This window comes from Streptomyces sp. NPDC012637, assembly GCF_042954805.1.
In the GTDB taxonomy this organism is placed as follows: domain Bacteria; phylum Actinomycetota; class Actinomycetes; order Streptomycetales; family Streptomycetaceae; genus Streptomyces.
Genome location: NZ_JBIBDS010000009.1, coordinates 462,939 through 486,462 on the forward strand (window position 1 = coordinate 462,939; position 23,524 = coordinate 486,462).

Sequence of the window (23,524 nt, forward strand, 5' to 3'; positions counted from 1 at the left end):
ATCAGCGACATCGGGAGATGGCTTCCGGCCACACGGGGCAGTCGGGTGCATACGGTGGGCGACACGCCGGTTCGGAACCGGCTCGGCCATGCACCATGGGTGGGGGCACTGCCGCCGCCCGGGCCGAGTCGGAACCGGCTCGGCCGTGCACCATGGGTGGGGGCACAGCCGTCGCCCGGGCGGGGTCAAGACCTGTTCACCCGAACGGCGCAACGGCGTTACAAGATCGGCGCAGCCGGTCACTAGGGTGCGTCGTATCCTGCTCGGACATGCGCTGCCGAGCCGGACCGGCACGGCACCACCCCCGCCTGTCAGCCGGACCAAGAGCTCGTCAACGATCCCTTGACCCGCTGACCTGTACGAATCGCCCTCCGGGGCGGAAACGCCCCGCGGGGCGGACGTGGCCGTTCGATCTGGAGTGAAGCACGTGGCCGGGCGCATCGAGGATTACGCACTCATCGGAGACATGCAGACCGCCGCCCTGGTCTGCCGGGACGGCAGTGTCGACTGGCTCTGCCTGCCCCGCTTCGATTCGCACGCAGTCTTCGCGGGACTGCTCGGCACCGAGGAGCACGGCTTCTGGCGGGTCGGCCCGGCCGGCCCGGAGGGCGCCCCGGCGGCCCCGGCCGACCGGCGCCGCTACCGCGGCGACTCGCTCATCCTGGAATCCGAGTGGGACACCCCGCGGGGCACGGTCCGGGTGACCGACTTCATGCCGCCGCGTGACGGCGCCCCGCAGCTGATCCGGGTGGTCGAGGGCGTCAGCGGCCGGGTGCCGATGCGCTCCAGCCTGCGCATGCGCTTCAGCTACGGCCGGGTGGTGCCCTGGGTGCACAAGGTCGGCGAGCGCACGGTGGCCGTCGCGGGCCCCGACTCCGTGTGGCTGGACACCGACGCCGAGACCCACGGCAAGGACCTCACCACGTACTCCGAGTTCACGGTCACGCCCGGTGACAAGATCACCTTCACGCTCTCCTGGCAGCCCTCCCACAAGGAGCCGCCGCCGCTGCCGGACCCGGAGGGCTCGCTGGAGGCGACCGCCGACTTCTGGCGCGAGTGGGTCGATCACTGCACGTACCACGGCCCGTACCGGGAGGCCGTGGTCCGCTCCCTGATCACCCTCAAGGCGCTCACGTACGCGCCGACCGGCGGGATCGTGGCCGCGCCGACCACCTCCCTGCCCGAGGAGATCGGCGGCGTCCGCAACTGGGACTACCGCTACACCTGGCTGCGGGACGCGGCGATCACCCTCTCCTCGATGCTGCGCACCGGCTACCGCGAGGAGGCCCGCGCCTGGCGGGACTGGCTGCTCCGCGCGGTCGCGGGCGACCCGGAGAACCTGCAGATCATGTACGGCATCGCGGGCGAGCGGGAGCTCGGCGAGGCGGAGCTGGACTGGCTGCCAGGCTACGAGAACTCCGGCCCGGTCCGGGTCGGCAACGGGGCCGCCAACCAGCTCCAGCTGGACGTGTACGGCGAGGTCACCGAGGCCCTGCACCTGGCGCACATGACGGGCCTGTCGCGCAACGACTACGCCTCGCTGCTGCAGATCAAGCTGATCAACTACCTGGAGAAGAACTGGGACCAGCCCGACGAGGGCATCTGGGAGGTACGCGGCCCGCGCCGGCACTTCACCCATTCCAAGGTGATGGCCTGGGTGGCGGTGGACCGCACGATCAAGCTCATCGAGTCCGGTGACGCGGACGGCCCGCTGGAGCGCTGGCGCGAGCTGCGCGACGAGATCCACCGGGACGTCTGCGAGAAGGGCTACGACCCGGAGCGGAACACCTTCACGCAGTCCTACGGCTCCCGGGAGCTGGACGCCTCGCTGCTGCTGATCCCGCAGATGGGCTTCCTGCCGCCGGACGACAAGCGGGTGATCGGCACGATCGAGGCGATCCAGCGGGAGCTGTCCACGGAGGACGGCTTCGTGCTGCGCTACCCGACCGCCGGCGAGGAGGCCGGCGTGGACGGCCTGGAGGGCGACGAGGGCGCATTCCTCGCCTGTTCGTTCTGGCTCGCGGACGACCTGGCGATGATCGGCCGGGTCGACGAGGCCCGGAAGCTGTTCGAGCGGCTGCTGTCGCTCCGCAACGACCTGGGGCTGCTCGCGGAGGAGTGGGACCCGCGGCTCCAGCGCCAGGTGGGCAACTTCCCGCAGGCTTTCAGCCACGTCCCGCTGATCGACACGGCCCTGCGGCTCACCGCTTCGGGCGCGTACGGGGGCTGACGTCCCGAGCGGCGGAGGGCAGGGCCCGGACCTACGATGAAGGTGTCCTGTCCCCCGTGTCGCACGCGAAAGGGGGGCACTCCCATGGCTCCCCAGACCACCGTTCCCGACAGCGCCCTGGCGGGTCTTCGTGAGGACCTCGCGGGTGAGGTGCTCGTGCCCGGCGATCCGGGCTACGACGAGGCGCGGGTCGTCTTCAACGGGATGATCGACAAACGTCCCGCCGTCATCGCCCAGTGCGAGACGCCCGAGGACGTGTCGAACGCCGTGCTGTTCGGGCGCGGGGCGGGGCTGCCGATCGCGGTGCGCGGGGGCGGGCACAGCGTGGCCGGCACGGCTCTCAACGACGGCGGGCTCGTGGTGGACCTGCGGCGGATGCACGCGGTGGTCGTCGACCCGGAGGCCATGACCGTACGGGTCGAGGGCGGGGCCACCATGAGCCATCTGGACCATGCCTGCCAGCCGTTCCACGTGGCCGTGACCGGCGGCCGGGCGTCCACGACGGGCGTCGGCGGCTTCACGCTGGGCGGCGGATCGGGCTGGCTGGAGCGGAAGTTCGGGCTCGCGTGCGACAACCTGCTGGCGGTGGAGCTGATCACGGCCGAGGGCAAGCACGTGCACGCGGACGCCGAGGAGAACCCGGACCTGTTCTGGGCGCTGCACGGCGGCGGCGGGAACTTCGGGGTCGTCACCTCGATGACCCTGCGGGTGCATCCGCTGCCCGAGTTCGGCTTCGTGATGCTGCTGTTCCGCAAGGAGGCCGGCCCCGAGGTCATCCGGGCGTACCGGGACCTGATGGCGGACGCGCCGGACGAGGCCGGCGGCGGCGGGATCTACCTCAACGCGCCGCCCGAGGAGTTCATCCCCGAGGAGCTGCAGGGCACGCTGCTCAGCGGCGCCCTGGTGACCTGGGCCGGGCCGGCGGCCGAGGTCCGCGCGTTCGCCGATCCGCTGTACGCGCTGTCGCCGTCGGTGGAGCTGCTGATGGACCTGCCGTACGTGGACTTCCAGTGCATGCTGGACGACCCGCCGGGGATGCGGAACTACTGGTCGGCCGAGTACCTGTCGGCGTTCCCGGACCCGGCGGTGGACGTGTTCTGCGCCCGCGCGGACGGGATGATCGTGCCCTCGGGCATGCAGCACGTGCTGTTCCCGCTGGGCGGCCGGGTCGCCCGCGGTCCGGCGGACTCCCCGGTCCCGTGGCGGTCGGCGGCCTGGGGCCTGCACCCCTTCGCGGTGTGGGAGGACCCGGCCGACGACGAGCGGGCGATCCAGTGGGTCAGGGACGTGCGGGCGGACGCGCTGCCGTGGTCGACCGGCGCCGTGTACCTCAACTTCACCGGCGACGAGGGCCGGCAGCGGGTGGTGGAGGGCTTCGGCGCCGAGAACTACCGGCGCCTGGCCCGGGTCAAGGCCGACTACGACCCCGACAACGTCTTCCGCTTCAACCACAACATCGCGCCGGCCGCCTGAGCCCGCCCGTCACCTGAGCGCGGCGATCACCTCCCGCGCGGCGCGTTCGCCCTCGGTGGCGCCGCCTTCCATGAAGCCCTGGAAGTCGTAGGAACAGTGCTCGCCGCCGATGTGGACGTTGCCCTGGGCGGTGCCCTCGTAGCCCGCGTACCGGTGCAGATAACCCACCGGCCAGTACGAGTAGGCGCCGAGCGCGTACGGGTTCTTGTGCCAGGCGGAGAGCTGGGCGCGGCCGGTGTAGGCCTTGGAGGTGCCGGGGAAGAAGGCGTCGACGCCCTTCAGGTAGCGGGTGACGAGGTCCCGGACGTACGGGTCGGACTCGGTGGAGAACGGCCCGGCCGGGTCCAGGGACCTGGCGAGGGTTCCGCCGCCGTACTGGATGAGGATGCCGCCGGTGCCGCCCTGGATCTTGGTGGTGTCCCAGGTCTGCTGGACCTCGCTGTCGGTGAAGCAGTCGCCCGCGGAGACTCCGGGCCAGGGGCCGGTGCCGCGCCAGGGGCGGGTGGCGAACTGCATGTTGAGCTTGGTGCAGTAGCCCATGCGGGCGTCCCGCAGCAAGTTCGTCATCCGCGGGTCGAAGCCGGCCCGGCCGAGGTCGAGCCGCTGGAGGACGGGCAGCGGCACGCACAGGACGGTGTGGTCGGCGGTGACGGTCCGGGTGCTGCCCGCCTCGGTGAAGGTGAGGGTCTGGGTGCCGTCGGCGTTGGCCCGTACGGCGTCGAGCGACCAGCCCATCTTCAGGGTGCCGGGTCCGAGGGCCTGCGCGACGGCGTTCGGGAGCCGGTCGTTGCCGCCGACGACGTGGTAGCGCTCGTTGGACAGGCCCCAGATGTTGAAGTTGCCCGGATTGGTCTGGTAGCCCATGAGCAGCACCAGGGCGAGCGAGGACTGGTCGGTGGTGTCGGCGCCGTACTCGACGTTGTAGGCGACGTCCATGAACTTCCCGAGCGGGGAGGAGTGGCCGCCGGGGACCCGGCTCTCGATCCACTCGTATATCGACATGTCGTCCAGGACGGTGCCGGTGGGGGTGGTCTGGTTCCACTTCACCTCGCCCGCTTCGAGCAGGTCGCGGTGGAGGGCCTGGTAGACCGCGTTGAAGTCCTCGTCGGCCTGTTCGCGCGGGTAGTAGGCGCCGTCGAACCAGAGGACCTCCTCGGCTCCGTTGGGCCCGCCGCCGAGGAAGTCCTCGGTGGCGAGGCCGAAGCGGCGGCAGAGTTCGAGGATCTTCTTGTGGCTGGTGTCGATGAGCTCGCCGCCGATCTCGGAGGTCTGCCCGTACGCCCAGTGCGAGCGCTGGGTCCACATGCGGCCGCCGACCCGGGTCGGGTTGGCCTCGTAGAGGACGGGGCTGAGGCCCGCGTCCTGGAGGGTGAGGGCCGCGGTGAGGCCGGCGATGCCGGCGCCGACGACGGCGATCCGGGCGGGGGTGACGGCCTTGGCGGCCGCCGGGGCGGCGATGGCCGTCCCGGCGGAGACGGCGATGCCGGCCGCGGCGGCGTACTTGAGGAGGGTCCGGCGCCCGAGGGCGTCGTTCCTCAGGCCGCGCAGCTCGTCCACGGGGACGCCGAGGCGTCGGGCGGCGGCGTGCTCTGCGGCCAGGTGCTTCAGGAGGTGCATCGGGTTGGTGCGTGCCATGGGGCGCTCCTGGAGGTGAGGGGGGATCAGCTCTGGGGTACGGCGACGGGGCCGGCGGTCTCCGTGCTGTCGTCGGCGCGCTCGGTGGCGTCCTCCAGGACGATGCGGCCGATGATCTCGTAGCGCTCGGGGCGCCGGGCCTTGAGGTAGAGGCCGAGACCGAGGCCGCCGAAGAAGACGGCGCCGACGATCCAGGGGATGGCCTTGAAGAAGAGCGAGTCGGCGGCGAGTCCGGCCGCGGTCTCCATGTTCATGATCAGCAGGACGACCACGGCGGTCATGCCGACGCCGCCGAGCAGCGGGGCGGTCAGCGTCTTGAACCAGTGCCGGTCCTCGGGGTGGTTCTTGCGGAAGTAGCCGATGACAGCGAAGGAGCAGAGGGTCTGGACGATGAGGATGGCCATCGTGCCGAGGATCGCCAGCAGCGTGTAGAGGTGGATGTACGGGTCCTGGCCGGTGAGCCAGAAGGCGCCGACGAGGACGACGGCGATGGCGCTCTGCACGAAGGACGCGACGTACGGCGAGCCGTGCTTCGCGTGCGTACGGCCGAGGGCCGGGTGGAGGAAGCCCTCGCGGCCGATCGCGTACAGGTAGCGGGAGGCGCACTGGTGGAAGGCCATGCCGCAGGCGAAGGAGCCGGTGAGCAGCAGCCACTGGAAGGCGTCGACGGCCCAGGCGCCGATGAAGGACTCGGTGGGTGCGAAGAACAGGTCGAGCGGCGAGGAGGACGCGGACAGCTCCACGGAGCCGGCCAGCCCGTTCCCGGCGATCGTCATCCACGACACGTAGATGTAGAAGATGCCGACGCCGATGACGGAGATGAGCGTCGCGCGCGGGATGACCCGCTTGGGGTCGCGGGACTCCTCGCCGTACATCGCGGTGGACTCGAAGCCGACCCACGACCAGAAGGCGAAGAAGAGGCCGAGGCCGGCGGAGGCGCCCGTGAAGGCGTTCTTGGGGTTGATCGGCTCGGCCGGGATGCCGTCGGGTCCGCCGCCGGCGATCAGCACGGCGGTGGCGACGGCGAAGAGGACCGCGATCTCGGCGACCAGCATCACGCCGAGGGCCTTGGCGGTGAGGTTGATGTCGAAGTACGACAGGACGGCGGTGACCGCGAGCATGGCCGCCGCGTAGCCGATCCACGGCAGGTCCACGCCCAGCTGGTCGGCCACGGTCGTCTTGGCGAAGTAGGCGAAGACGCCGACGATGGACGCCTCGAAGACGATGTACGCGAGGACGGCGAGCATGCCGGAGGCCATGCCGGCGATCCGGCCGAGGCCGTGCGAGATGTAGCCGTAGAAGGCGCCGGCGGCGGTGATCCGCTTGGCCATGGCGACGTAGCCGACCGAGAAGACGGTGAGGACGACGGTCGCGAAGAGATAGCCGGCGGGGGCGCCGGTGCCGTTGCCGAAGCCGACGGCGATGGGGAGGTTGCCGGTCATCGCGGTGATGGGCGCGGCGGTGGCGACGGCCATGAAGACGACGCCGACGAGCCCGACCGAGTTCGCCTTGAGCCGGTGGACCTCTGGGGTGGGGTTCTCTGCCATGGCGCGAGAGCATCCTCTTGGGTGACGTAGGCCACAATCGACATCCGGTCGCACAATTCCCGCCAGGGGGCGACGAGTTGTCGCCCTGGTGTACGAACTGTCCGGCCCGTTTACCGGCCGGTGATGTCGCGGTGACGGGCCCGGCGGGTAGCTTCCGTCCATGTCGATGGAAAGTCAGGGCGGGATCACCGTGCAGCGGGCGCTCGAGCTCCCGGGGTTGCGCGGCGGTCTCCCGGAGGTCGTCGCGGGCGCGGACCGGCTGCACCGCACCGTGCGCTGGGTCCACGCCGGCGAGGTGCCGAACATCGCCTCGCTGCTCAAGGGCGGCGAACTGCTGCTCACCACCGGGATGGGCCTGGGCACGCGCCCGGCGGAGCAGCGGGCCTTCGTACGGCGGCTCGCCGAGCGCGGCATCGCGGCCCTCGTGGTCGAACTGGGCCCGCGGTTCGCGCGGCTCCCGGCGACGATCGTGGAGACGGCGCGGACCGCCGGACTGCCGCTGGTCCAGCTGCACCGCGAGGTGCCCTTCGTCGCCGTGACGGAGGAGATCCACACCGAGATCGTCAACGGCCACTACGCGCTGCTGCGCCAGGCCGAGGAGGTCCACCGGCAGTGCACCGAGGCGCTGCTCGGCGGTGGCGGGGTGCCGCAGGTGCTGCGGATCCTGGCCGACTTCGCGCTCAACCCGGTCTTCCTGGAGACCGCCGACGGCCAGCTGCTGTACGCGGCGGGCACGGAGACCGAGCCCGCCGACCCGCTCCAGGTGTGGGACGGGCTGCGCGGACAGCGGGCGGCGCGCGAGTCGGGACCGCCGGCCGGCGCGGTCCTGGTCGACGTGCCGGGCGGCGGCCCGGGCACCTCGTCGGTGCGGGCGCGGCTGGTGCTGCTGGCCGTCTCCTCGTCGCTGTCTCCGGTGCACCGGATGGCGGCGGAGCGGGCGGCGGGACTGCTCGCGGTCGTCCTGATGCAGGCCCGGCAGGAGGAGGAGCTGGCGGCACGCGGCCGTGGCGACTTCCTGACGGACCTCGCCGAGGGCCGGATCACGGCGGAGGACGCGCCGGCGCAGGCCCGCGTCCTCGGCTTCAGACCGGGCGACGGCCCGCTCCTGCCGGTCGTGATGCGCCTCGCCTCCGAGCTGTCCCCGTCGGGCAACTGGGCGCTCCTGGCGCGGGCGGTCCTCGAGGAGCTCTCCTCGGTCGGCGTCCCCGTCCTCCTCGGCGTCCGCCCGGTGGAAGGCAGGGTCCCGCTCCTGCTGGGCCTGCGCTCGGAGTCGGAGCGCACGGCGGTCGCGGACCGGGTCGCGGCGGCGCTGCGGGCCGGCGTCGAGCGGGCCGGCCTGGAACGCGCCGGCGCCCACCCGCCGGTCGTGGTGGTGGGCGTCGCGGGCGGCTGGGCGGCGGCCTCGGCCGGCCTGCGGCACGCGGCGGAGACGGCGACGGCCGCCCAGGGCCTGTCGGACCGCCCCTGGTACGACGCCCGCCGTCTGGACACCGACCTGCTGCTGTGGCGGCTGCGGGACCACCCGGACCTGGCGGCCTTCGTGGACCGCGCTATCGGCCCGCTCCGCGACCACGACCGCACCTCCAGGCCTCCCCTGCTGCCGACCCTGGAGACTTACCTTGCCCACGCGGGCCGCAAGGCGGAGACGGCCCGCGAGCTCCACCTCAACCGGCAGACCCTCTACAACCGCCTGGCCCGCATCTCCGAGCTCCTCGGCACGGATCTGGACGACCCCCAGACGGTCCTGGCCCTGAGCCTGGCCCTGAGAGCCCGCCGCCACACGACGTGACCAGGCCGCGGGGGTTCCGCCGAGCCCCCGCGGTCAGTGCTTCCGCGCCGCGCCCACGCGGTCCGACAGCTCGTCGTAGACGCTCAGGACGTGTGCGATCGTCTCGTCCTCCGTCGGCCACGTACCCGCCTGCACCCGCCCGGCCGCCGCCAGGTCGAGGCGGCGGTCCACGTCGTCCAGCAGGCCGCGTACCGCGCCCGCGAGGGCGTCCGCGTCGCCGTACGGGACCAGTTCCGCCGCGTCGCCGACGAGTTCGGGCACTCCGCCCACCGCCGTGGCGACGAGCGGCACGCCGAGCCGCAGTGCCTCCTGCGCGAGCAGGGAGCGGGCCTCCCAGCGCGAGGGCAGCACCGCGACGTCCGCCGCCGCGAGCAGCTCCGCCACGTCGTCCCGGCGCCCGATCAGCCGCACCGCGAGGTCCTCCGCCTCGATCCGCCGCTGCAGCGCGGGCCGTTCGGGGCCCTCGCCCGCGATGACCAGCAGCGGCGCCGGGTCGAGGTCCCGCCACGCCCGCGCCGCATCGAGCAGCATCCCGTAGCCCCGCCCCGGTTCCAGCGCGCCGACGGCCATCAGCAACGGGCGGTCGACGGCGCCGAGTTCGGCCCGTGCCTTGCCGTCGTGGAGGCAGACCGGCGCCCGCGAGGCGGGCACGGTGACCGGCGCGAGCCGGGCGTCGCGGGCACCGCGCCGCCGCGCCCGGTCGACGAGTTCGGACGAGGTGCCGAGGACGACGGACGCCGCCCGTACGGTCCGGCGCTCCAGGAGCCGTACGAGCCGGGCCCGCGCGCCTTCCACGTGGCTGCGCGTGTGCCAGGTCGTGACGAGCGGGGTGCGTGGCGCCGGGGCGCCGGACAGCGCGAGCGAGGCCCGCACCGAGGCGTCGAGGCCGTGCGCGTGCACGACGTCGGCGCCGATGAACGCGTTGCGCAGCACGGCGACCGCCGCCGGGCCGCCCCGGCGCACCGCGGGCACGAAGTGCGCGCCGGTGCCCGTGAAGTCGTAGACGTGGTCGAGTTCGGGCGGGGCGCACACGGTCACCCGCACGCCCCTTGCCACGAGCCCCGAGGCAAGCGATCTGACGTGCGCGCTGCTGCCCGCGCTGCCGCCGCCCAGCACTTGGACCGTACGGAGCTGTGTCACGCGCCCAAGAATGCCAGTCCGTACGCACGTTCCGGCACCGAAGTCCCCGCGTTGCCGTGTCGCCCGCCGCAACTTACCGGCCGGGTTCACCCACACGGGTGAGCGCAGGGGCGGGCGCGGAGGCGCGCGCGAGCCCGCTCACTCTCCCCCAGCCTCCGGCCGGGGGACCCTTGCCTCTCTTCGCTCGCCGTACGCCGCGGCGGCGACCAGACCGGTCGCGTGGACCGCGAGTCCGAACCGCCCGTTGACGGCGGCGACGGCGGTGCCGAGCGCGGCTCCCAGCGCGTGGGCGCCCATGTCGCCGAGCATGGTGCGTTCGGCCAGGTCGTCGGCGAGCACCGCGGCGGCCGCCCCCATGGGTACGGCGGCGAGCGACCCGCGCAGCAGCCCCGGCGCGCCGAGCCCGAGCACGAGCAGTCCGGCCCGCCCGGGCCGTACGTCCACCAGGTTGACGAGATGGGCCGTCCCCGCGACGACGACACCCGCGAGGACCTTGTCCAGGGGGCGTCGCTTGAGCAGCGCCCCGGCCGCGAGCCCGGCGGCGCCGATCCCGAGGAGCTTGACGGCCCCGCTGGTGACCTCGCCGTCCCGCAGCGCCGTCAGATGGGCCCGGAAGCCCCGGCGTTCGTCGCCCCGCAGGTCGTCGTGGCGGCCGCAGACCGCCCCGGCGACGGTGGCGAGCACGGCCGGCGCCCCGGGCAGGGCCGCGAGCGCGGTGCCGAAGGCGACCGCGGCTCCGGCCTGGACGTGCACGGTCCGGCCGGCGTGGTTGGTCCGCTCCCAGCTCGCCGGGTTGCCCGGCGGGCGCCGCCGCAGCTGCCCGTGCGCGACCCGCGTCGCACCGAAGGCGACGGCGAAGCGGATCGCCCGGCCGGCGACCGCGGAGAGCAGCCCGGCCGGGCGCACCGCGGGCGGGCCCGCGACCGCTCCGGCCACCCCCGTCCACGGCCCCGGCATCAGGCGTCCGCCCGCGCCGTCGCCAGCAGTTCCTCGGCGTGCGCCCGCGCGGTCTCGGAGTCCTCCTGGCCCGCGAGCATCCGGGACAGCTCGCGCACCCGGTCCTCGCCCTCCAGGACGGTGACGCCCGAGCGGGTGACCGAACCGTCGTTGGTCTTCTCCACGAGCAGCTGCCGGTCGGCGAAGGCCGCCACCTGCGGCAGGTGGGTGACCACGACGACCTGTGCGGTCCTGGCGAGCTTGGCGAGCCGCCGCCCGATCTCGACCGCCGCCTTGCCGCCGACGCCCGCGTCGACCTCGTCGAAGAGGTACGTCGGCACCGGGTCCGTACCGGCGAAGACGACCTCGACCGCGAGCATCACCCGGGACAGCTCACCACCGGACGCGCCCTTGGCGATCGGCCGCGGCGGGGCGCCGGGGTGCGGCGCGAGGAGCAGTTCGACCTCGTCGACACCGGCCGGGCCGTAGGCGACCCGGCGGCCGCCGACCTCGACGCCGTCCGGGTCCTCGGTCTGCCGGATCGCGAAGGACACCCGCGCGTGCGGCATGGCCAGCGAGGCCAGCTCGGCGGTGACGGCCTCGGCGAACCGGGCCGCCGCCTCGGTACGGGCGTCGGTGAGCCGCTGCGCCAGCGCCGAGAGCTCCTCGCTCAGCCGGTCCCGCTCGGCGGTCAGCTCGTCGATGCGCTCGTCGTCGCCGTCCAGCTCGGTGAGCCGGGCCGCGCTCTGCTCCGCCCACGCCAGGACGGCGGTGATGTCCTCGCCGTACTTGCGGGTGAGCTGGGTGAGCGCGGCGCGCCGCTCCTCGACGGCGGCGAGCCGCAGCGGGTCGGCGTCCAGGTTGTCGGCGTAACCGGCCAGCTCACCGGCCACGTCGGCGAGCAGGATGGAGATCTCGCCCATCCGGTCGGCGAGCGCGGCGAGCGCCGGGTCGTGCGCCCGTACGGCCTCCAGGGCCCGGCCGGCGCCCGCGACGAGCGTCGTCGCGTCCACGGCTTCGGGGTCCTCGGGCTGCCCGGCGAGCGCGCCGTGCGCGAGGGCGGCGGCGGAAGCCAGGGACTCGGCGTGCCCGAGCCGCTCCGCCTCCGCGGCCAGCTCGACGTCCTCGCCCGCGCGCGGCTCGACGGCCTCGATCTCACCGAGCCCGAAGCGCAGCAGATCCGCCTCCTGGGCCCGCTCCCGGGCCCGGGTGGTGATCTCCTCGAGCTCGACGGCGACGGCCCGCAGCCGCTTGTACGCCTCGCCGTAGGCGGCGAGCGGCACGGCGACGGCGTCACCCGCGTACCGGTCGAGCGCACCGCGCTGCCGGGCCGGCTTCAGCAGGCCCTGCTGGTCCGTCTGGCCGTGCACGGCGACGAGCTCGTCGGCGAGTTCGGCGAGCAGCCCGACCGGCACCGATCGCCCGCCGAGGTGGGCGCGGGAGCGGCCCTCCGCGGAGACGGTACGGCTGACGAGCAGCGCGCCCTCGTCGAGTTCGGCGCCCGCCTCTTCGGCGCGCGCGGCGACCGACGAGCCCGGGGGCAGCGTGATGCGCCCCTCGACCACGGCGGAGCCCGCCCCGATCCGCACCAGGGCCGGGTCGGCCCGCCCGCCGAGCAGCAGCCCGAGGCTGGTGACGACCATGGTCTTGCCCGCACCGGTCTCGCCGGTCACCGCGGTGAAACCGGGCGACAGCTCGACGACGGCGTCGTCGATGACACCCAGCGACCGTATCCGCATCTCCTCCAGCACGCCCCAGACCATACGAGGTTTTCGCCGCCCGGTGCCACGTCGCCCCCCCCTCCAGGGGCGAATTCGCCGGCCGGCCACGTGGCGCGTGCCTTTCCCGGCACCGCCTCGTTGACCCGTGCGGCTCCCCGCCGGAAGCCGGCCGCCGGAGCGGCCGGACGGGCCCAGGGCCTGTCCGCCGGATCAGGGACGGACCGGCCGCGGCGTCCGGTGCGGTGCACCGCAAGGCGCCGGAGCGTCGCGACAGGGGCTGTCCGGGCGCATCCGCGACGCGGCGAGGTGGCGGCCGGACGCCGCGCGGACCCGGCCCTGATCCCCCGGAAGCCGGCCGCCGGAGCGGCCGGACGGGCGCTAGTGCGGTGCCCCGCGCCACCCCGACACCGGCAGGGCGAACTTCGCCACCAGGCGGTCGGTGAAGGAGGCGTGGTGCAGCCGGGCGAGGCGGACCGGGACGGCGCCGCGGCGCACCTCGACCCGGGCACCGGCGGGCAGCTCCACCGTGCGGCGGCCGTCGCACCACAGCACGCCGTCCGGCGTGTGCGGCTCGACCTCGACCGCGAGCACCGACTCGGGCGTGGTGACGAGCGGCTTGGCGAACAGCGCGTGCGCCCCGATGGGCACCATGAGCAGCGCCTCCACCTCGGGCCAGATCACCGGGCCACCGGCGGAGAAGGCGTACGCCGTCGACCCGGTCGGAGTCGCGCAGATCACCCCGTCGCAGCCGAAGCCGGTCACCGGCCGGCCGTCGATCGCGAGGACGACCTCCAGCATCCGCTCCGGGGACACCTTCTGCACGGCGGCCTCGTTGAGCGCCCAGTCCCGGTGCAGCACGTCGCCGTTCTGGTAGACGGTGACGTCGAGGGTCATCCGCTCCTCGACCTCGTACGCCCGGGTCACGACCCGGTCGACGACCTTGTCGAGGTCGTCCCGCTCGGCCTCGGCGAGGAAGCCGACCCGGCCCAGGTTGACGCCGAGCATCGGCACGCCGGAGGCGCGGGAGAACTCGGAGCCGCGCAGCAGGGTGCCGTCGCCGCCGAGGACGACGAGGAGTTCGCAGCCGTCGAGCGCGTCGGAGCAGGCCTCCGGCACCTTCTCGACGGACGGCGGCAGCGGCAGGTCGGCCGCCTCCGCCTCCAGGACGCGCACCCCGATGCCGCTGCGCAGCAGCCCGAGGACGACGAGTTCGGCGCTGCGCACGGCGGCCGGCCGGCCGGTGTGCGCGAGCAGGAAGACAGTGCGGCTGGCTGTGGTGCGGCTGCTTGCGTGAGACGTGCTCGAAGCTGTGCTCAACGAGGTCCTTCCGCCACGGCGCGGTCGACTTCCGCGGGATCGAGAGCGGGCGCCCCGGCCCGCAGCCACAGAAAGTACTCGACGTTGCCGGAGGGGCCGGGCAGCGGGCTCGCGGTGACGCCGACGACACCGAGCCCCAGCTCGCCCGCCCGCCGTGCCACGTTCTTCACGGCGTCGGCGCGGAGTTCGGCGCTCCGCACCACTCCGCCGGAGCCGAGCCGCTCCTTGCCGACCTCGAACTGCGGCTTGACCATGAGCACCAGGTCCGCGTCGGGCGCGGTGCAGGCCACGAGGGCGGGCAGCACGAGACCGAGCGGGATGAAGGAGAGGTCGCCGACGACGAGGTCGACGGGGATGCCGTCGATGGACTCGAGGGTCATCTCCCGCACGTTCGTACGGTCCTTGACGGTGACCCGCTCGTCGCTCTGCAGCGACCAGGCGAGCTGCCCGTAGCCGACGTCGACGGCGACCACGTGGGCGGCTCCGGCGCGCAGCAGGACGTCGGTGAAGCCGCCGGTGGACGCGCCCGCGTCGAGCGCGCGCCGGCCCTCGACGCGCAGCCCCCGCGGCACGAACGCCGCGAAGGCGCCGGCCAGCTTGTGGCCGCCGCGCGAGACGTAGTCGGGGTCGGCGTCGTCCTGGGCGACGACGATGGCCGCGGCGGTCTCGACCTGGGTGGCGGGCTTGGTGGCGACGGTCTTGCCGACGGTCACCCGGCCCGCGGCGATCAGCTGGCTGGCGTGCTCGCGCGAGCGCGCGAGCTTGCGCCGTACCAGCTCGGCGTCCAGACGGCGGCGTGCCGGTCCTGCCACGTTCGGTTCAGCTCCTGTTGTCGTACGGACGGGGTCCGGGCGGGGCGTCGAGCGAGGTCAGCTCGGCGCGCAGCCCTCGGTGTACATCCTCGTACACGTCGAGGTGTCCGTCCGCCGTGAGGTGGTCGGCGTCGCCGAGCCGGTCCAGGAGCACGTCGACGGCGGTCCGGCCGGTGGGCGTGCGGACGACACCGAGCGGGGCGGGCCCGGGCTCGTCGAGGTCCGCGCCCGGGCCCCCGTCCGGGTCGGGGGCCGCGGACCGCTGCGGGGTCCCGGCGCCGTGTCCGCTCGCCAGGGGGTCGCCGCCCGGCGGGTGGTACAGGTCCTCCTCGTCGGGGGCGGCCGGGTCGTGGCCTGCCCGATACGCGTCGCTCATGCCCCGACGCTACCGCGTGACCCTGGGGTACGGTCGACGCGATGGCAACGATCACGGAGTGCCGTGCGGCACTCGACAGACTCTCCGAGAACCTGGCCGGGGCGAACGGCGAGGTGCGCGGCGCTGCCGCGCTCGACCGCACCCTGAGCTGCCACATCACGGACCTGGACACCACGTTCACGGGCCGCCTGGCCGACGGCCGCATCGAGGTCGATTCCACGCTCGCGGGCCCGCCCGCGCAGAAGGCCCAGATCCGGCTCCGCATGACGGGCGACGACCTGGTGTCGATGGTCGACGGCGAACTGAACTTCGCCAAGGCCTGGGCCTCCGGCCGCGTCGGCCTGGAGGCCGGCTTCCGCGACCTGCTGCGCCTGCGAACGCTGCTGTAGGCGCTCGGACAGGTCGCGGAGCCCCGAACGAGCCGGAGACCCGGAGCCCGGGACGGACCGCGGGCCGGGCGCGAGCCCGGGCCCGGGGCCGGTTGCCCGGGACAGGTCGCGGGGCCAGGGCCCGGGACGGGCCGCGGGCGCCGGCCCAGGACCCGGGGCGGGTCGCGAGGCCAGGGCCCGGCACAGGCAGCGGGGGCAAGCCCGGCACGGTCGCAAGCGTGCGGCAAAGCCCCGCAGGGACCGCGAGGCCAAGGCCCGGCACAGACCGCGGGCCCACGCCCCGGGCGTACGCCCCCGCGCTCCCCCGCCTACGTCACTTCGCCGACGCGGGCGCCGGCTCCGCGGCTCCCGCTGCCTCTGCCGGGCCCTTCGCGCGGGCCTTGCGGCCTGCCGGGACGACCAGCGGAGTGCCCGTCTCCGGGTCCTCGATGACCTGGCAGCGCAGTCCGAAGACCCGCTCGACCAGCTCGGCGGTGACGACCTCGCTCGGCGGGCCCTCGGCGACGACCTCGCCGCCGCGGCAGGCGATGAGGTGGGTGGCGTACCGGGCCGCGTGGTTGAGGTCGTGGAGCACCGCGACCAGCGTCCGGCCCTGCGTCTCGTGCAGTTCGGCGCACAGGTCGAGGATGTCGATCTGGTGCTGGATGTCGAGGAAGGTGGTCGGCTCGTCGAGGAGCAGCAGCGGGGTCTGCTGGGCGAGCGCCATCGCGATCCAGACCCGCTGGCGCTGTCCGCCGGACAGCTCGTCGACGTACCGCTCGGCCAGCTCGGCGACGCCGGTCGAGGCCATCGCCTCCTGCACGACCCGCTCGTCCTCGGGGGACCACTGGCGCAGCAGGCCCTGGTGCGGGTAGCGGCCGCGGGCGACGAGGTCGGCGACGGTGATGCCGTCGGGCGCGACGGAGGACTGCGGCAGCAGCCCCAGGGTGCGGGCGACCTTCTTAGCGGGCATCGAGTGGATCGCCTGCCCGTCGAGCAGCACCCGGCCCTCGGTGGGCTTGAGCATCCGGGACAGGGCGCGCAGCAGCGTCGACTTGCCGCAGGCGTTGGGGCCGACGATGACCGTGAAGGAGTTGTCGGGGATGGCGACGCTCAGGTCGCGGGCGATGACCCGCTGGTCGTAGGCGAGCGTGACCGACTCGGCACTGAGCCGCTGCGTCTGCTGCCGCGTCTGCTGCTGCCCGTTCATACCCTGGCTCCTGATCCTGTCGTTCGTGTGCGCGGTGGTCATATGCGGCCCGCCTTCCGCTCGCTGACGAGCAGCCACAGCAGGTAGCAGCCGCCGAGGACGCCGGTGACGACGCCGACCGGCAGCTGGCGCTCGCCGAAGGCGTTGGTGGCGGCCCAGTCGGCCACGAGCAGCAGGGCCGTGCCCATGAGCGCGGAGGCGGCCAGGTTCGGGCCGGGCGAGCGGGTGAGCCGGCGGGCCAGCTGGGGCGCGCTCAGCGAGACGAAGACGATGGGGCCCGCGGCGGCGGTGGCGACGGCCACGAGCAGCACGGCGGCGGCCATGAGGACGATCCGGGTCTGCTCGACCTTGACGCCGAGGGCGTACGCGGCGTCGTCGCCCATCTCCAGCATCCGCAGCGCCCGCCCGTGTCCGAGGACCAGCGGCAGCAGCACGCAGCTGACGGCGAACAGCGGCCAGAACTGCGCCCAGTCGCGGCCGTCCAGCGAGCCGGTCATCCACACCACCGCGCGGGTCGCGTCGACGAGCTGCGCCTTGGTGATGAGGTAGTGGATGACGGCGGTGAGCATGGCGGCGGCACCGATGCCGACGAGCACGAGCCGGTAGCCGTGCACTCCGCGCTTCCAGGCGAGCAGGTAGATCACGGCGCCGGTGACGAGCCCGCCGACGACCGCGCCCGCGGCGGCGGCCGTGGCGCTGCCCTGGAACAGGACGATGACGACGAGCGCGCCGACGGTGGAGCCCTGCCCGAAGCCGATCACGTCGGGGCTGCCGAGCGGGTTGCGAGAGATCGACTGGAAGACGGCGCCGCCGATGCCGAGCGCGGCACCGACGAACACGGCGACGAGGACGCGGGGCAGCCGCAGGTCCATGACGGCGAACTCCTGCACGGGCGTGCCGTCGCCGAGGAGGGTGGCGACGACGTCGCCGGGCGCGATCGGGAAGTCGCCGCTGCCGATGAGGACGACCGCGGCGGCGAGCGCGAGCACGACGAGGCCGACGACGGAGAACAGGGCGCGCGGCTCGTAGCGCACGGAGAGGCCGCCCGCCCGCAGGGTCTTGGTGCTCACAGCTTGGCCATCCTCTTGCGGCGGACGAGACGGATGAAGACGGGCCCGCCGACGAGGGCCGTGACGATGCCGACCTGGAGTTCGGAGGGGCGGGCCACGACCCGGCCGATGACGTCGGAGCCGAGGAGGAGGACGGGCGAGAGGACCGCCGCGTACGGCAGGATCCAGCGCATGTCGGGGCCGGTGATCGACCGCACGATGTACGGGACCATCAGGCCGACGAAGACGATCGGCCCGCAGGCGGCGGTCGCGGCCCCGCACATCAGGGTCACCGACAGCATGGCGGTGATCCGGGTGCGGTTGAGGTTCGCGCCGAGTGCCCGTGCCGTGTCGTCGCCCATCTCCATGGCGTTGAGGGGCCGGGCGATCAGCAGCGCGAGGACGGTGCCGACGAGGATGAAGGGCGCGACCCGGCGGACGGTGTCCATGTTCGCGTCCGCGAGCGAGCCGACGGTCCAGAAGCGCAGCCGGTCCAGGGCGGCGGAGTCGAGCAGCTGTACGGCGTTGACGTAGCCGTACAGGGCGGCGGTGGCCGCGGTGCCGGCGAGGGCGAGCCGCACCGGGGTGGCGCTGCGACTGCCGCCCAGGACGTACACGACGACGGAGACGACGGCCGCGCCGACGAAGGCGAACCACACGTAGGAGGCGGCGTCGGTGACCCCGAGGAAGGCGATCGCGGAGACGACCGCCGCGGCGGCGCCCGCGTTGACGCCGAGCAGACCGGGCTCGGCGAGCGGGTTGCGCGTGAGTCCCTGCATGACGGCGCCGGAGAGGCCGAGGGCGAGACCGACGAGCAGGCCGAGGATGGTGCGGGGGACGCGGACGTCGTGGATGACGACGTCGTTGCGGATGCCGCTGTTGTGGAAGAGCCCGTGCCAGACGTCGCCGAGCGGCACCGGCTTGGCACCGATCATGATGCTCAGGACGCAGATCAGCAGCAGGATCCCGACGGCCACGACCAGTCCGACGGCACGCAGGGAGTTCCGGCGCCTCGGATTCTGGACAGGGCCGGTCGGCTCCGCGCTCGCACGGGAGGGACTCTCGACCAACACGAGGTTAGGTTAGCCTACCCTCCCATCGGTGATCGATCCCCTGTACGGACGGGGACCGATCCCAGCCGCGACCCGCGGGCCGGGTTTGGGCGGGACCCGACATCCGGCGCATCCACGCCGCGATCGACGCGGGTGAATTCGGGGAATGGCGCGAGGCCGACGCGTCCCCCACGCCAGTCCCGGCCGCGTCCCCTACGCCAGCCCCAGCCGCTCCAGCGCCTTCCCCGCGTCCAGACCGGACGCACCGGCCCCCGCCTCCGTCCAGGCCGCCGCGCACAGCGCCCGCACGCCGTCCAGCGGATCCGGCGTGTCCCCGGCTCCGTCCGCCGCGCCCGCCTCGCCGTCGAGCAGCAAGGCACCCCCGCTCACCGAAGCCGTCCAGCCCCCGCACCGGAACGCCCCGTCCGCGCCCTCGGCCACCTCCGGCTGGGCGACCAGCAGACCGCGCAGGTCGCGCGCCACGTACGTCGGCCGGTGCTCCGGCACCGCCGCGAGCAGCCGCGCCACGTCGGTCACCCCGGTCAGCACGAGCAGCGAGTCCACGCCACCGTTGAACGCACCCTCGATGTCCGTGTCCAGCCGGTCGCCGACCACCAGCGGCCTGCGGGCCCCCGTCCGCAGCACCGTCTCCCGGTGCATCGGCGGCAACGGCTTGCCCGCGACCTTCGGCTCGGCACCGGTCGCGATCCGCACGACCTCCACCGCCGCCCCGTTGCCCGGCCCGATGCCCCGAACGCTCGGAATCGTCAGGTCCGTGTTCGACGCGTACCAGGGCAGCCCCCGCCCCACCGCGTAGCTCGCCTCAGCGAACCGGCCCCACGGCAGATCGGGCCCCCCGTACCCCTGCACCACCGCAACCGGGTCGTCGTCCGCCGACTCCACCGGCACCAGGCCCCGCTCGCGCAGCGCCACCCGCAGCCCCTCGCCGCCGACCAGCAGGATCCGCGACCCCGGCGGCACCTCGTCCGCGATCAGCCGGGCCACCGCCTGCGCCGAGGTGATCACGTCCCCCGGCTCCGCCGGCACGCCGAGCTCGGTCAGGTGCGCGGCCACCGTGTCCGGCGTCCGCAGCGCGTTGTTGGTGACGTACGCCAGGTGCATGCCCCCGGCCCTGGCCGCGCCCAGCGCCTCGACCGCGTACGGGATCGCGTGGCCGCCCGCGTAGTACACGACGCCGTCCAGGTCGAGCAGCGCCGTGTCGTACGCCTCATTCAGCGGGCGCGCACTCCCGTCCGGCCGGTTTCTGCCCTGCCGTCCCTGGCCGAATCCCGTCATTCCATGTACTCCTCACGTTTCGGCAGGTGAAAATGCCCCGCTCCCCTGATCATCGCTCATGACCACCCGCCACATAGGATGACGAGATGAACACCTCAGGTCACGCGGCCGACGACGTCCGCGCCCCCGGTCTCCGCCTGACCCCGTTCCGGGGCATCAGGTACGTACCCGAACGGGTGGGCAGCCTGGCCGCCGTGACCTCGCCGCCGTACGACGTCGTCGTCCGGCCCGACGGACTGCACCACCTCGAGTCCGCCGACCCCCACAACATCGTCCGGCTGATCCTCCCGCAGGCCATCACCGCCGGCACCCGCCACCGCAAGGCCGCCGTCACCCTCGACCGCTGGCTCGCCGACGGCATCCTCGCCCCGGACCCCGAGCCCGCCCTCTACGTGTACGAGCAGCGCGGCGACGGCATCCTCCAGCGCGGCCTCATCGGCGCGCTCGAGCTCTCCACCCCGGCCGAGGGCATCGTCCTCCCCCACGAGGACGTCATGCCGCACGTCGTGGAGGACCGCGCCGACCTCATGCGCACCACCGCCGCCAACCTGGAGCCGCTGCTCCTCACCTACCGCGGCGACGGCGACGGCGCGGGCGCCGTCATCGACCGGGCCGTCGAACGCGAACCACTGCTGTCCACGACCACCGAGGACGGCTTCCACCACCGCCTCTGGTCCGTCACCAACCCGGCCGACCTCACCGCCGTCGCCACCGAACTCGGCCGTCACCAGGCCCTCATCGCCGACGGCCACCACCGCTGGGCCACCTACCTCCGGCTCCGCGAGGAGCACACCGCCCCCGGCCCCTGGAACCACGGCCTGGTGCTGCTGATCGACACCGCCCGCTACCCGCTGCGGGTCCGCGCCATCCACCGCCTCCTCAACCGGCTCCCCGTCGCCGACGCGCTCGCCGCCATCGGCGACGCCTTCCGCGTCACCCGCGTCGACGGCCCGCTGTCCGCCGCCCAGGAGGCCCTGGCCGCCGCCACCGCCGAAGGCAACGCCTTCCTCCTCGCCGGAGACGGCACCTTCCACCTGCTCGACCGCCCCGACCCGGCGCTGCTCGCCCGTACCGTCCGCACGGACCGTCCCGAGGCCTGGCGCACCCTGGACGCGACCGTCCTGCACTCCACGCTCCTCGACCACGTCTGGCGCATCCCGGACGCCCCCGAGGACATTGCCTACATCCACGACACCGAGGCGGCCGTCGCCCAGGCCGAGCGCCGCGGCGGTACGGCGGTCCTCATGCACCCGGTCAAGGAGGAGGTCGTCCGCGACCTGGCCCGCCAGGGCGTCACCATGCCCCGCAAGTCGACCTCCTTCGGCCCGAAGCCGGCGACCGGCCTGGTGCTCAGGAGCCTGGCGCTCGACTGACCGCCGGCCCACCGTGGGCGGAAACGACGAAGGGCGGCACCCCCGGCAGGGGTGCCGCCCTTCATGTCGTACCGCAGGCGTCAGCTCTTGTCGCCGTCGGCGATGCCGTCCTGGTCGCCCTCGTCGCTCTCCCGGTCGGACGCGTCGGAGTCAGCGGCCTCCTCGACGTCGTCGGTGTCGTCGAACGCGTCGACGAACTCGACGCCGTCCAGCTCGGCGAGCCGGTCGGAGGCGTCCGTGGAGCCGTCCTTGTCGGCCTCCAGCGCCTTCGCGAACCACTCGCGCGCCTCGCCGTCACGCCCGGCGGCCAGCAGCGCGTCCGCGTACGCGTAACGCAGTCGCGCGGTCCACGGGTGGTTGGCGTTCGACGCCAGCTCGGGGCTCTGCAGGGTCACGATGGCGGCGTCGAGCTGCCCCATGTCCCGGCGGGCGCCGGCGGCCACGAGCCGCATCTCGACCTGTCCGGCCTTGTCCAGCTTCTGCACCTCGGGCTCACCGGCCATGGCGAGGGCACGCTCGGGCCGGCCGAGACCGCGCTCGCAGTCCGCCATGACGGGCCACAGCTCGACACTGCCGGTCATCCGCCGCGCGGCCCGGAACTCGGCCAGCGCCTCGGAGTACTTCTGGGTCGCGTACGCGGCGAAGCCGGCCGCCTCGCGGACGGCGGCGACACGGGACGCGAGCCGCAGGGCGATGCGCGAGTACTCGTACGCCTTCTCCGGCTCCTCGTCGATCAGCTGGGCGACCATGACGAGGTTGCGGGCGACGTCGTCGGCCAGCCCCTTGGGCAGGCTCATCAGCTCCTGCCGCACGTCCGCGTCGATCTCCTCACCGGTGACCTCCGGCGGAATCGGCAGCCGCTTGATGGGCGCGCGGTCGCCACCGCGACGCTCGCCACCACGGTCGCCCCGGTCGTCGCGGCGCCCGTAGCCGCCCCGGTCGTCCCGACGCGGCCCACGCCCACGGTCGTCCCGACGGTCGTCCCGCCCGCGGAACCCGCCGCCACCACGCCGGTCGTCCTCACGACGCGGCCCACGGGGCCGCTCGTCACGACGGTCGTCACGGCGGTCGTCGCGCCGCTCGTCACGACGGAAGGACGGCCGCTCGTCACGCCGGTCATCGCGCCGGTCGTCACGCCGCTCGTCACGCCGGAACGAGGGACGGTCGTCGCGGCCGCGGTAGCCGCCACCACGGTTGTCGTCGCGCCGGTTGTCGCCACCACGGTCATCGCGGCGGTCGTCGCTCCGGTAGGAAGGCCGGTCGTCGCGGCGGAAGGAGGGCCGCTCGTCACGACGGTCGTCACGGCGGAAGGACGGCCGCTCGTCACGACGGTCATCCCGCCGGAACGAGGGACGGTCGTCGCGACCGCGGTAGCCGCCACCACGGTTGTCGTCGCGCCGGTTGTCGCCACCACGGTCATCGCGGCGGTCGTCGCTCCGGTAGGAAGGCCGGTCATCGCGGCGGAAGGAGGGCCGCTCGTCGCGACGGTCGTCACGGCGGTCGTCGCGACGCTCGTCACGGCGGAAGGACGGCCGCTCGTCACGGCGGTCATCCCGCCGGAACGAGGGACGGTCGTCGCGGCCGCGGTAGCCGCCACCACGGTTCTCGCCACCACGGTTGTCGTCACGACGGTCATCGCGACGATCGTCACGACGGTAGGAAGGCCTGTCATCGCGGTTGTCGTCGCGACGGAAGGGCGGACGGTCATCGCGACCGCGGTAGCCACCGCCACGGTTGTCGCCACCACGGTTGTCGTCGCGGCGGTTGTCGTCACGACGGTCATCGCGACGGTAGGAAGGCCGGTCATCGCGGTTGTCGTCGCGACGGAAGGGCGGACGGTCGTCGCGGCCTCGGTAGCCGCCACCACGGTTGTCGTCACGACGCGGCCCACGGAAGCCGCCCCGCTCGCCACCGTCCCGGCGACGCGGCTCGCGCTCCGGACGGTCGTCGGGAGAGTTGGTGGACATCGACGTGACTCCTGTCTTCGGGTACTGCAGTCATTCTCGCGCAGCCGGCACCGCACCGCGCTTTCAGAAAAATCCAGAGGAAAACAAAAAAGGACCCGTGGTCCCAGCGTGAACGCTGGGACCACGGGTCCTGAAAGATTGTTCGGCGGTGTCCTACTCTCCCACAGGGTCCCCCCTGCAGTACCATCGGCGCTGAAAGGCTTAGCTTCCGGGTTCGGAATGTAACCGGGCGT

At 73.7% G+C, this 23,524-nt stretch carries 19 protein-coding genes and 1 rRNA gene; 5 read left to right on the forward strand and 15 right to left on the reverse strand.

What is annotated here, in order from left to right; all coding sequences use genetic code 11:
* Nucleotides 1-427: 427 nt before the first annotated feature.
* Both ACFY8W_RS32895 and ACFY8W_RS32900 read left to right on the forward strand, forming a co-directional pair.
* Nucleotides 428-2,230 (forward strand): glycoside hydrolase family 15 protein, encoded by a 1,803-nt coding sequence (locus ACFY8W_RS32895; protein WP_391113292.1) that lies wholly within the window; start codon nt 428-430, stop codon nt 2,228-2,230.
* 84 nt (nt 2,231-2,314) lie between these two features.
* On the forward strand, nt 2,315-3,703 hold the full coding sequence (locus ACFY8W_RS32900) for an FAD-binding protein (protein ID WP_391113294.1): 1,389 nt from the start codon (nt 2,315-2,317) through the stop codon (nt 3,701-3,703).
* Between the two features lie 9 nt (nt 3,704-3,712).
* On the opposite strand, the gene ACFY8W_RS32905 is transcribed toward ACFY8W_RS32900, so the two are convergent.
* Together ACFY8W_RS32905 and ACFY8W_RS32910 are read right to left on the reverse strand one after the other, a co-directional pair.
* Entirely contained in the window at nt 3,713-5,338 is a 1,626-nt protein-coding gene (locus tag ACFY8W_RS32905; protein ID WP_391113297.1) for an FAD-dependent oxidoreductase, read from the reverse strand.
* A gap of 26 nt (nt 5,339-5,364) precedes the next feature.
* On the reverse strand, nt 5,365-6,885 hold the full coding sequence (locus tag ACFY8W_RS32910) for an amino acid permease (RefSeq protein ID WP_391113300.1): 1,521 nt from the start codon (nt 6,883-6,885) through the stop codon (nt 5,365-5,367).
* Between the two features lie 166 nt (nt 6,886-7,051).
* On the opposite strand from ACFY8W_RS32910, the gene ACFY8W_RS32915 reads away from it, so the two are divergent.
* Nucleotides 7,052-8,674 carry a PucR family transcriptional regulator ligand-binding domain-containing protein gene (locus ACFY8W_RS32915; RefSeq protein WP_391113400.1) on the forward strand — a complete coding sequence of 541 codons (1,623 nt, stop codon included), beginning with the start codon at nt 7,052-7,054 and terminating at the stop codon, nt 8,672-8,674.
* A gap of 33 nt (nt 8,675-8,707) precedes the next feature.
* Here ACFY8W_RS32915 and ACFY8W_RS32920 read toward each other — a convergent pair whose 3' ends face one another.
* The 6 genes from ACFY8W_RS32920 to ACFY8W_RS32945 form a co-directional block, all read right to left on the reverse strand.
* Nucleotides 8,708-9,814: a glycosyltransferase gene (locus tag ACFY8W_RS32920; protein WP_391113303.1), complete on the reverse strand. Its 1,107-nt coding sequence runs from the start codon at nt 9,812-9,814 to the stop codon at nt 8,708-8,710.
* 138 nt (nt 9,815-9,952) lie between these two features.
* Complete coding sequence (locus ACFY8W_RS32925; protein ID WP_391113306.1) at nt 9,953-10,771, reverse strand: hypothetical protein; 819 nt, start codon at nt 10,769-10,771, stop codon at nt 9,953-9,955.
* Entirely contained in the window at nt 10,771-12,513 is a 1,743-nt protein-coding gene (recN, locus tag ACFY8W_RS32930; protein WP_391113308.1) for a DNA repair protein RecN, read from the reverse strand. The genes ACFY8W_RS32925 and recN overlap by 1 nt, the downstream gene beginning before the upstream one ends.
* Before the next feature lie 336 nt (nt 12,514-12,849).
* Nucleotides 12,850-13,788, reverse strand: a complete 939-nt coding sequence (locus ACFY8W_RS32935; protein ID WP_391113311.1) for an NAD kinase — start codon at nt 13,786-13,788, stop codon at nt 12,850-12,852.
* Complete coding sequence (locus ACFY8W_RS32940) at nt 13,785-14,600, reverse strand: TlyA family rRNA (cytidine-2'-O)-methyltransferase (protein WP_391113314.1); 816 nt, start codon at nt 14,598-14,600, stop codon at nt 13,785-13,787. Before ACFY8W_RS32940 ends, ACFY8W_RS32935 begins: the two co-directional genes overlap by 4 nt.
* A 7-nt stretch (nt 14,601-14,607) precedes the next feature.
* Nucleotides 14,608-14,976, reverse strand: a complete 369-nt coding sequence (locus tag ACFY8W_RS32945) for a hypothetical protein (RefSeq protein WP_391113317.1) — start codon at nt 14,974-14,976, stop codon at nt 14,608-14,610.
* 41 nt (nt 14,977-15,017) lie between these two features.
* Between ACFY8W_RS32945 and ACFY8W_RS32950 the strand changes: the two genes are divergently transcribed.
* Nucleotides 15,018-15,365 (forward strand): SCP2 sterol-binding domain-containing protein, encoded by a 348-nt coding sequence (locus tag ACFY8W_RS32950; RefSeq protein WP_391113320.1) that lies wholly within the window; start codon nt 15,018-15,020, stop codon nt 15,363-15,365.
* Nucleotides 15,366-15,678: 313 nt separating this feature from the next.
* Here ACFY8W_RS32950 and ACFY8W_RS32955 read toward each other — a convergent pair whose 3' ends face one another.
* From ACFY8W_RS32955 to ACFY8W_RS32970, 4 genes are all read right to left on the reverse strand, one after another.
* Entirely contained in the window at nt 15,679-16,554 is an 876-nt protein-coding gene (locus tag ACFY8W_RS32955; protein WP_391113322.1) for an ATP-binding cassette domain-containing protein, read from the reverse strand.
* Nucleotides 16,555-16,592: 38 nt separating this feature from the next.
* On the reverse strand, nt 16,593-17,624 hold the full coding sequence (locus ACFY8W_RS32960; protein ID WP_391113325.1) for an iron chelate uptake ABC transporter family permease subunit: 1,032 nt from the start codon (nt 17,622-17,624) through the stop codon (nt 16,593-16,595).
* Complete coding sequence (locus tag ACFY8W_RS32965; RefSeq protein ID WP_391113328.1) at nt 17,621-18,580, reverse strand: iron chelate uptake ABC transporter family permease subunit; 960 nt, start codon at nt 18,578-18,580, stop codon at nt 17,621-17,623. The genes ACFY8W_RS32960 and ACFY8W_RS32965 overlap by 4 nt, the downstream gene beginning before the upstream one ends.
* A 288-nt stretch (nt 18,581-18,868) precedes the next feature.
* Nucleotides 18,869-19,951 carry an HAD hydrolase-like protein gene (locus ACFY8W_RS32970; protein ID WP_391113331.1) on the reverse strand — a complete coding sequence of 361 codons (1,083 nt, stop codon included), beginning with the start codon at nt 19,949-19,951 and terminating at the stop codon, nt 18,869-18,871.
* An 86-nt stretch (nt 19,952-20,037) separates the two neighbouring features.
* Between ACFY8W_RS32970 and ACFY8W_RS32975 the strand changes: the two genes are divergently transcribed.
* Nucleotides 20,038-21,324 (forward strand): DUF1015 family protein, encoded by a 1,287-nt coding sequence (locus ACFY8W_RS32975; protein ID WP_391113334.1) that lies wholly within the window; start codon nt 20,038-20,040, stop codon nt 21,322-21,324.
* 80 nt (nt 21,325-21,404) lie between these two features.
* Here the strand turns inward: ACFY8W_RS32975 and ACFY8W_RS32980 are convergent, their stop codons facing one another.
* The 3 genes from ACFY8W_RS32980 to rrf all read right to left on the reverse strand — a co-directional run.
* Nucleotides 21,405-22,121 carry a hypothetical protein gene (locus ACFY8W_RS32980; RefSeq protein WP_391113337.1) on the reverse strand — a complete coding sequence of 239 codons (717 nt, stop codon included), beginning with the start codon at nt 22,119-22,121 and terminating at the stop codon, nt 21,405-21,407.
* Nucleotides 22,121-23,203 (reverse strand): hypothetical protein, encoded by a 1,083-nt coding sequence (locus ACFY8W_RS32985; protein WP_391113340.1) that lies wholly within the window; start codon nt 23,201-23,203, stop codon nt 22,121-22,123. The genes ACFY8W_RS32980 and ACFY8W_RS32985 overlap by 1 nt, the downstream gene beginning before the upstream one ends.
* A 228-nt stretch (nt 23,204-23,431) precedes the next feature.
* A 5S ribosomal RNA gene (gene rrf, locus ACFY8W_RS32990) occupies nt 23,432-23,524 on the reverse strand; the annotation flags it as partial.

What these genes read in the sequence shown, in the direction of transcription:
- ACFY8W_RS32975 (WP_391113334.1), top strand. Translation starts at nt 20,038, where the DNA reads ATGAACACCTCAGGTCACGCGGCCGACGACGTCCGCGCCCCCGGTCTC.
- ACFY8W_RS32970 (WP_391113331.1), bottom strand. Translation starts at nt 19,951, where the DNA reads ATGACGGGATTCGGCCAGGGACGGCAGGGCAGAAACCGGCCGGACGGG.
- ACFY8W_RS32980 (WP_391113337.1), bottom strand. Translation starts at nt 22,121, where the DNA reads ATGAGCCTGCCCAAGGGGCTGGCCGACGACGTCGCCCGCAACCTCGTC.
- ACFY8W_RS32945 (WP_391113317.1), bottom strand. Translation starts at nt 14,976, where the DNA reads ATGAGCGACGCGTATCGGGCAGGCCACGACCCGGCCGCCCCCGACGAG.
- ACFY8W_RS32910 (WP_391113300.1), bottom strand. Translation starts at nt 6,885, where the DNA reads ATGGCAGAGAACCCCACCCCAGAGGTCCACCGGCTCAAGGCGAACTCG.
- ACFY8W_RS32950 (WP_391113320.1), top strand. Translation starts at nt 15,018, where the DNA reads ATGGCAACGATCACGGAGTGCCGTGCGGCACTCGACAGACTCTCCGAG.
- ACFY8W_RS32905 (WP_391113297.1), bottom strand. Translation starts at nt 5,338, where the DNA reads ATGGCACGCACCAACCCGATGCACCTCCTGAAGCACCTGGCCGCAGAG.
- ACFY8W_RS32955 (WP_391113322.1), bottom strand. Translation starts at nt 16,554, where the DNA reads ATGAACGGGCAGCAGCAGACGCGGCAGCAGACGCAGCGGCTCAGTGCC.
- ACFY8W_RS32900 (WP_391113294.1), top strand. Translation starts at nt 2,315, where the DNA reads ATGGCTCCCCAGACCACCGTTCCCGACAGCGCCCTGGCGGGTCTTCGT.
- recN (WP_391113308.1), bottom strand. Translation starts at nt 12,513, where the DNA reads ATGGTCTGGGGCGTGCTGGAGGAGATGCGGATACGGTCGCTGGGTGTC.
- ACFY8W_RS32925 (WP_391113306.1), bottom strand. Translation starts at nt 10,771, where the DNA reads ATGCCGGGGCCGTGGACGGGGGTGGCCGGAGCGGTCGCGGGCCCGCCC.
- ACFY8W_RS32915 (WP_391113400.1), top strand. Translation starts at nt 7,052, where the DNA reads ATGGAAAGTCAGGGCGGGATCACCGTGCAGCGGGCGCTCGAGCTCCCG.